Below are 6,809 nucleotides of genomic sequence, written 5' to 3'. Positions count from 1 at the left end.
CGTGGTGCGCACAGGCTTTCGTAGGATGGTGTAGAGCGAAGCGAAACCCATGCGGTGGGGGGCACGAACCCTTGGGCGCCCGGAAAGGTCCGTACTTGAGCGCTTGCATTAAAACCACAACAGCTAACGCAGACAGAGCCAATTCATTCGCCCCTGCAAAAAGCGCATCCGCGCCTTGAAGCGGCCGCCATGCCCGCCATCCGCAACACCCCGTAACCCCTCTGCACAAAACGGATAGCGATCTGCACAAGGCGGATATTGCCGCTGCCCGCGCCTCCCTAACCTGAGCCTGCCTGAACACATAACAATGGAGGCCCTGGCCATGTCCCTGGGATTCGAGTTCCTGCATTCGCTGCTAGAGGAAGACAAGGAGAAGGGCGTCTACCGCTGCAAGCGGGAGATGTTCACCGATCCGCGTCTGTTCGAACTGGAGATGAAGCACATCTTCGAAGGCAACTGGCTGTACCTCGCCCACGAGAGCCAGATTCCCGAGAAGAACGACTACCTCACCCTGACCATGGGGCGCCAGCCGGTCTTCATCGCGCGCAACAAGGACGGGGAGCTCAACGCCTTCCTCAATGCCTGCAGCCATCGCGGTGCGCAGCTGTGCCGGCACAGGAGCGGCAACCGCGCGTCCTACACCTGTCCCTTCCACGGCTGGACCTTCAACACCAGCGGCAAGCTGCTCAAGGTCAAGGACCCGGCCGAGGCGGGCTACCCGGCGAGCTTCAACTGCGAAGGCTCCCACGACCTGACCCGCGTCGCCCGCTTCGAGTCCTACCGCGGCTTCCTCTTCGGCAGCCTCAACCCGGACGTGGTGCCGCTGGCCGAGCACCTGGGCGAGTCGGCGAAGATCATCGACATGATCGTCGACCAGTCCCCCGAGGGCCTGGAAGTGCTGCGCGGCTCCAGCAGCTACGTCTACGAAGGCAACTGGAAGCTGACCGCCGAGAACGGCGCCGATGGCTACCACGTCAGCTCCGTGCACTGGAACTACGCCGCCACCCAGAACCAGCGCAAGCAGCGCGAGGCGGGGGAGGAAATCAGGACCATGAGCGCCGGCAGCTGGGCCAAGAACGGCGGCGGCTTCTACGCCTTCGACAAGGGCCACCTGCTGCTCTGGACGCGCTGGGCCAACCCCGAGGACCGCCCCCTCTACGAGCGCCGCGACGAGCTGGCCCGGGACTTCGGCCGTGCCCGTGCCGACTGGATGATCGAGAACTCGCGCAACCTCTGCCTGTACCCCAACGTCTACCTGATGGACCAGTTCAGCTCGCAGATCCGCATCGCCCGGCCCCTGTCCGTCAACCAGACGGAAATCACCATCTACTGCATCGCGCCACGGGGCGAGAGCGCCGAGGCCCGCGCCAGGCGCATCCGCCAGTACGAGGACTTCTTCAACGTCAGCGGCATGGCCACCCCGGACGACCTGGAGGAGTTCCGCTCCTGCCAGCTCGGCTACCAGGGCAACCGTGGCTGGAACGACATGTCCCGCGGCGCCGCGCACTGGGTGGAAGGCGCCGATGAGGCCGCCCGCGAGATCGACCTGCACCCGCTACTGTCCGGCGTGCGCACCGAGGACGAGGGCCTGTTCGTGCTGCAGCACAAGTACTGGCAGGCAACCCTGCTCGAGGCCGCTGCGGCCGAGCAGCGACTGATCCCCGTGGAGGCCGTGCAATGAGCATCTCCCATGACGCCGTGCGCGACTTCCTCTACCGCGAGGCGCGCTACCTGGACGACAAGGACTGGGACAGCTGGCTGGAACTCTATGCCGCCGATGCCAGTTTCTGGATGCCGGCCTGGGACGATCGCGACGAGTTGACCGAGAACCCGCAGACCGAGATCTCGCTGATCTGGTACGGCAACCGGGGCGGCCTGGAGGACCGCGTGTTCCGCATCAAGACCGACCGCTCCAGCGCGACCATGCCGGACACCCGCACCTCCCACAACATCAGCAACATCGAGCTCCTCGAGCAGGCCGCCGGCGAGTGCCGGGTGCGCTTCAACTGGCACACCCTGAGCTACCGCTACAAGACCGTGGACAGCTACTTCGGCACCAGTTTCTACCGCCTCGACGTGCGCGGCGAGCAGCCGCTGATCACGGCCAAGAAGGTGGTCCTGAAGAACGACTACGTGCGCCAGGTCATCGACATCTACCACATCTGAACACCCGGCCCGGCCATCCCGAGGCCGCGCTCCGTGGAGCCCGACATGACTCATCACATCGCATTGACCTTCGAAGATGGCGTCACCCGTTTCATCGACGCCAGCCCCGACGAGACCGTGGCCGACGCGGCCTATCGCCAGGGCATCAACATCCCGCTGGATTGCCGCGACGGCGCCTGCGGCACCTGCAAGTGCTTCGCCGAGGCGGGTCGCTACGACCTGGGCCAGGACTACATCGACGATGCCCTGAGCGCGGAGGAGGCCGAGCAGGGCTACGTGCTCACCTGCCAGATGCGCGCGGCCAGCGATTGCGTGGTGCGGGTGCCAGCCTCGTCCGCGCTGTGCAAGACCCAGCAGGCCAGCTTCGACGCGGCCATCAGCGCCGTGCGCCAGCTGTCCGACAGCACCATCTCGCTGTCGATCAAGGGCGAGTCCCTGAGCCGCCTGGCCTTCCTGCCGGGGCAGTACGTCAACCTCAGGGTGCCGGGTAGCGAACAGTCCCGCGCCTACTCCTTCAGCTCGCTGCAGAAGGACGGCGAGGTCAGCTTCCTGATCCGCAACGTGCCCGGCGGCCTGATGAGCAGCTTCCTCACCGGGCTGGCCAAGGCCGGCGACAGCATGAGCCTGGTGGGGCCGCTGGGCAGCTTCTACCTGCGCGACATCCGCCGGCCGCTGCTGTTGCTGGCCGGTGGCACCGGCCTGGCGCCCTTCACCGCGATGCTGGAGAAGGTCGCCGAGCAGGGCAGCGAGCATCCGCTGCACCTGATCTACGGCGTGACCAACGACTTCGACCTGGTGGAGCTGGATCGCCTGGAAGCCTTCGCCGCGCGCATCCCCACCTTCAGCTTCAGCGCCTGCGTGGCCGATCCCGAGAGCGGCTACCCGCGAAAGGGCTACGTCACCCAGCACATCGAACCGCGCCACCTCAACGACGGCGACGTCGACATCTACCTCTGCGGCCCGCCGCCGATGGTGGAGGCGGTGAGCCGTTTCATCCGCGAGCAGGGCGTGCAGCCGGCGAATTTCTACTACGAGAAGTTCGCCGCCAGCGCCGCCTGAGCACCACTCCAACCCGTGAACCTCCTGGTGGCCGGCAACGGCAGAGGACCGTCATGAGCAACAGATTCAACGACAAGGTCGCGCTGGTCACCGGCGCGGCGCAGGGCATCGGCCGCCGTGTGGCCGAGCGCCTGGTGGAAGAGGGCGCCCGCCTGGTGGCGGTGGACCGCTCCGAGCGGGTCTTTGAGCTGCGCGAACAGCTGGGGGAAGGCCGTGTGCTGGCGCTGACCGCCGACCTCGAGCAATACGCCGGATGCAGCCGGGTGATGGCGGCGGCGGTGGCACGCTTCGGGCGCCTCGATGTGCTGGTCAACAACGTTGGCGGCACAATCTGGGCCAAGCCGTTCGAGCACTACGAGGTGCACGAGATCGAGGCCGAAGTGCGGCGCTCGCTGTTCCCCACGCTCTGGTGCTGCCACGCGGCGCTGCCCTACATGCTGGAGCGGGGCGCGGGGGCCATCGTCAACGTTTCCTCCATCGCCACCCGCAGCCTCAACCGCGTGCCCTATGGCGCGGCCAAGGGCGGCGTCAACGCGCTCACCGCTTGCCTGGCCTTCGAGAACGCCGGGCGCGGCATCCGCGTCAACGCCACCGCGCCCGGTGGCACCGAGGCGCCGCCCCGGCGCATCCCGCGCAACACGGCGGAGCAGAGCGCCCAGGAGAAGATCTGGTACCAGCAGATCGTCGACCAGACCCTCGACAGCAGCCTGATGAAACGCTACGGCAGCATCGACGAACAGGCCGCCGCGATCCTCTTCCTGGCGTCCGACGAAGCCTCCTACATCACCGGCGTGACCCTGCCGGTAGGCGGTGGCGACCTGGGCTGAAACCCGCGCCGCGGTTCCACCGGCAACGCTTTCTCGACAACAAGAACAAGAGACGAATGCCATGCGAAAACTCGACGTACACGCGATCATCGACGACGCCCGCTTCACGCCCTTCCACTGGATGGTGATGCTCTGGTGCGCCCTGCTGCTGGTCTTCGACGGCTATGACCTGTTCATCTACGGCGTGGTCTTGCCGGTACTGATGAAGGAGTGGGGGCTGACGCCCATGGAAGCGGGCGCCCTGGGCAGCTACGCGCTGTTCGGCATGATGTTCGGGGCGCTGGTCTTCGGCCCCCTGGCCGACCGCATCGGGCGCAAGCGCGGCATCGCCATCTGCTTCGTGCTGTTCTCCGGCTTCACGGTGCTCAACGGCCTGGCACGCAACCCCACCGAGTTCGGCATCTGCCGCTTCATGGCCGGGCTGGGCATCGGCGGGCTGATGCCCAACGTGGTGGCGCTGATGAACGAGTACGCGCCGAAACGGCTGCGCAGCACCCTGGTCGCCATCATGTTCAGCGGCTATTCCCTGGGCGGCATGCTCTCCGCCGGCGTCGGCATCTACATGCTGCCGCGCTTCGGCTGGGAGGCGATGTTCTTCGTCGCTGCGGTGCCGCTGCTGTTGCTGCCGCTGATCCTCTGGTACCTGCCCGAGTCCGTCGGCTTCCTGCTGCGCCAGGGCCACACCGAACAGGCGCGGGCCATCCTGCGCAAGGTCGACCCGCAGCGGGAGCTGCGCGATGACGACCTGCTCGAACTGGTGGAGGCGAAGGCCCAGGGCGCACCGGTGCTGGAGCTGTTCCGCGAGGGGCGGGCCCTGCGCACGCTGATGCTGTGGATCGCCTTCTTCTGCTGCCTGCTGATGGTCTACGCGCTCAGCTCCTGGCTGCCGAAGCTGATGGCCAACGCCGGCTACAGCCTGGGTTCGAGCCTGTCCTTCCTGCTGGCGCTGAACCTGGGCGGCATGTTCGGCGCCATCGCCGGCGGCGTCCTCGGTGATCGCTTCAACCTGCCCCGGGTGGTGGCGGCCTTCTTCATCGTCGCGGCGCTGTCCATCAGCCTGCTCGGCTTCAAGAGCCCGACACCGCTGCTATACCTGCTGATCGGCATCGCCGGCGCCACCACCATCGGCACGCAGATCCTGCTGTACGCCACGGCGGCGCAGTTCTATGGCCTGGCCATCCGCTCCACCGGCCTTGGCTGGGCCTCCGGCATCGGCCGCAACGGCGCCATCGTCGGGCCGTTGCTGGGCGGTGCGCTGCTGGGCATCAACCTGCCGCTGCAGCTGAACTTCATGGCCTTCGCCATCCCCGGCGCCATCGCCGCACTGGCCATGTGCTTCGTCTCGCTGCGTGCGCCCCAGGCTGCTCCATTGGCGGGTGCCAGGCTCTGAAGCGCGCGGGGCGTCGGCAACGCCCCGCCTGACCCGGAAAGACAAACAGGAGAGCTGGCCATGGCCACGCGACAGGCAACCTTCCTGCGCACCCTGATCCGTGATTTCTCGCTGTCGGCAACCGTGGCGGGCTTCGTCGCCACGGTGATTTCCTATGCCGGGCCGCTGGTGATCATCTTCCAGGCGGCCAAGGCCGCGAACCTGCCCGACGCGGTGCTGTCGTCCTGGGTCTGGGCCATCTCCATCGGCAGTGGCGTGCTGGGGATCGTCCTCAGCCTGCGCTTCAGGGTACCGCTGGTCATCGCCTGGTCCGCTCCCGGCTCGGCGCTGCTGGTGGCCTCGCTGCCGAGCGTCAGCCTCAACCAGGCGGTGGGCGCGTACCTGCTCTCCAGCCTGCTCATCCTGCTGGTGGGGCTGTCCGGCGCCTTCGATCGCATCATCGGTCGGCTGCCCGCGGCGATTTCCGCCGCGATGCTGGCCGGCATCCTCTTCAGCTTCGGCACCCAGCTGTTCGTCTCGGTGAAGGAGAAACCGCTGCTGGTGCTGGCGATGTTCGCCGCCTACCTGCTGGGCAAGCGGCTGCTGCCGCGCTATGCGGTGATGGCGGTGCTGGTGACCGGCTGCAGCATCGCCCTGGCGACCGGGGAGCTGAACGCCTCGGCCCTGGTGATCGGCTTCGCCACCCCGGTGTGGATCACCCCGGAATTCAGCTGGCACGCCACGCTGAACATCGCCCTGCCGCTGGTGATGGTGGCGCTGACCGGGCAGTTCGTGCCGGGCATCGCCGTGCTACGCAACGACGGCTACGGCACGCCCGCCAGCCCGATCATCGCCAGCAGCGCACTGGGCACCTTGCTGCTGGCCCCTTTCGGTTGCCACGGCCTCAACCTGGCGGCCATCACCGCCGCCATCTGCAGCGGCCGCGAGTCCCACGAGGACCCGGGCCGGCGCTACGTGGCCGGCGTGGTCGGCGGCCTGTTCTACCTGCTGCTGGGCCTCTTCGGCGCCACCCTGGTGTCGCTGTTCAGCGCCTTCCCCCGGGAGCTGGTCGCGGCCTTGGCCGGGCTGGCGCTGTTCGCCGCCATCGCCGGTGCGCTGGCCGGGTCCATGGCGGTGCCGGAGGACCGCGAAGCGGCGCTGATCACCTTCCTGGTCACGGCGTCCGGCATGTCCCTGCTCGGGCTGTCGGCGGCCTTCTGGGGGCTGATCTTCGGCCTGGCCGCGCACCTGCTGCTGGGCGTGCATCGACCGCGGGCCCAAGCTCGGCCTGGGCTGCTGGCCACGGACGAGAAGGCCGCGCCGGCGCACCCGGGGGAAGGCCGCCGGCAGGCTCCCGGCGCCGAAAGAAATGCTTAGCAAGGTACAGA

At 67.5% G+C, this 6,809-nt stretch carries 6 protein-coding genes; all 6 read left to right on the top strand.

All coding sequences use genetic code 11. The features are described 5' to 3' along the window. The first annotated feature begins 322 nt into the window (after nucleotides 1–322). Complete coding sequence (gene benA, locus ACYJSS_RS19180) at nucleotides 323–1,681, top strand: benzoate 1,2-dioxygenase large subunit (RefSeq protein WP_111263942.1); 1,359 nt, start codon at nucleotides 323–325, stop codon at nucleotides 1,679–1,681. After that, nucleotides 1,678–2,166 (top strand): benzoate 1,2-dioxygenase small subunit, encoded by a 489-nt coding sequence (gene benB, locus ACYJSS_RS19175; protein WP_111263925.1) that lies wholly within the window; start codon nucleotides 1,678–1,680, stop codon nucleotides 2,164–2,166. The genes benA and benB overlap by 4 nt, the downstream gene beginning before the upstream one ends. A 45-nt stretch (nucleotides 2,167–2,211) precedes the next feature. Next, entirely contained in the window at nucleotides 2,212–3,225 is a 1,014-nt protein-coding gene (benC, locus tag ACYJSS_RS19170) for a benzoate 1,2-dioxygenase electron transfer component BenC (RefSeq protein WP_111263924.1), read from the top strand. A 53-nt stretch (nucleotides 3,226–3,278) separates the two neighbouring features. Continuing rightward, on the top strand, nucleotides 3,279–4,052 hold the full coding sequence (locus tag ACYJSS_RS19165) for a 1,6-dihydroxycyclohexa-2,4-diene-1-carboxylate dehydrogenase (RefSeq protein WP_111263923.1): 774 nt from the start codon (nucleotides 3,279–3,281) through the stop codon (nucleotides 4,050–4,052). Nucleotides 4,053–4,113: 61 nt separating this feature from the next. Next, nucleotides 4,114–5,442, top strand: coding sequence for an MFS transporter (locus ACYJSS_RS19160; protein ID WP_111263922.1), 1,329 nt, complete (start codon nucleotides 4,114–4,116; stop codon nucleotides 5,440–5,442). Nucleotides 5,443–5,526: 84 nt separating this feature from the next. Continuing rightward, nucleotides 5,527–6,798, top strand: a complete 1,272-nt coding sequence (locus ACYJSS_RS19155) for a benzoate/H(+) symporter BenE family transporter (RefSeq protein WP_111263941.1) — start codon at nucleotides 5,527–5,529, stop codon at nucleotides 6,796–6,798. Nucleotides 6,799–6,809: the final 11 nt, after the last annotated feature.

The sequence above is a fragment of the Pseudomonas sp. No.21 genome (assembly GCF_054558415.1).
The sequence above is the reverse complement of the archived record's forward strand: the minus strand, read 5'-3'. Positions and strand labels throughout refer to the sequence as shown.

What these genes read in the sequence shown, in the direction of transcription:
- benC (WP_111263924.1), top strand. Translation starts at nt 2,212, where the DNA reads ATGACTCATCACATCGCATTGACCTTCGAAGATGGCGTCACCCGTTTC.
- ACYJSS_RS19165 (WP_111263923.1), top strand. Translation starts at nt 3,279, where the DNA reads ATGAGCAACAGATTCAACGACAAGGTCGCGCTGGTCACCGGCGCGGCG.
- ACYJSS_RS19160 (WP_111263922.1), top strand. Translation starts at nt 4,114, where the DNA reads ATGCGAAAACTCGACGTACACGCGATCATCGACGACGCCCGCTTCACG.
- benB (WP_111263925.1), top strand. Translation starts at nt 1,678, where the DNA reads ATGAGCATCTCCCATGACGCCGTGCGCGACTTCCTCTACCGCGAGGCG.
- benA (WP_111263942.1), top strand. Translation starts at nt 323, where the DNA reads ATGTCCCTGGGATTCGAGTTCCTGCATTCGCTGCTAGAGGAAGACAAG.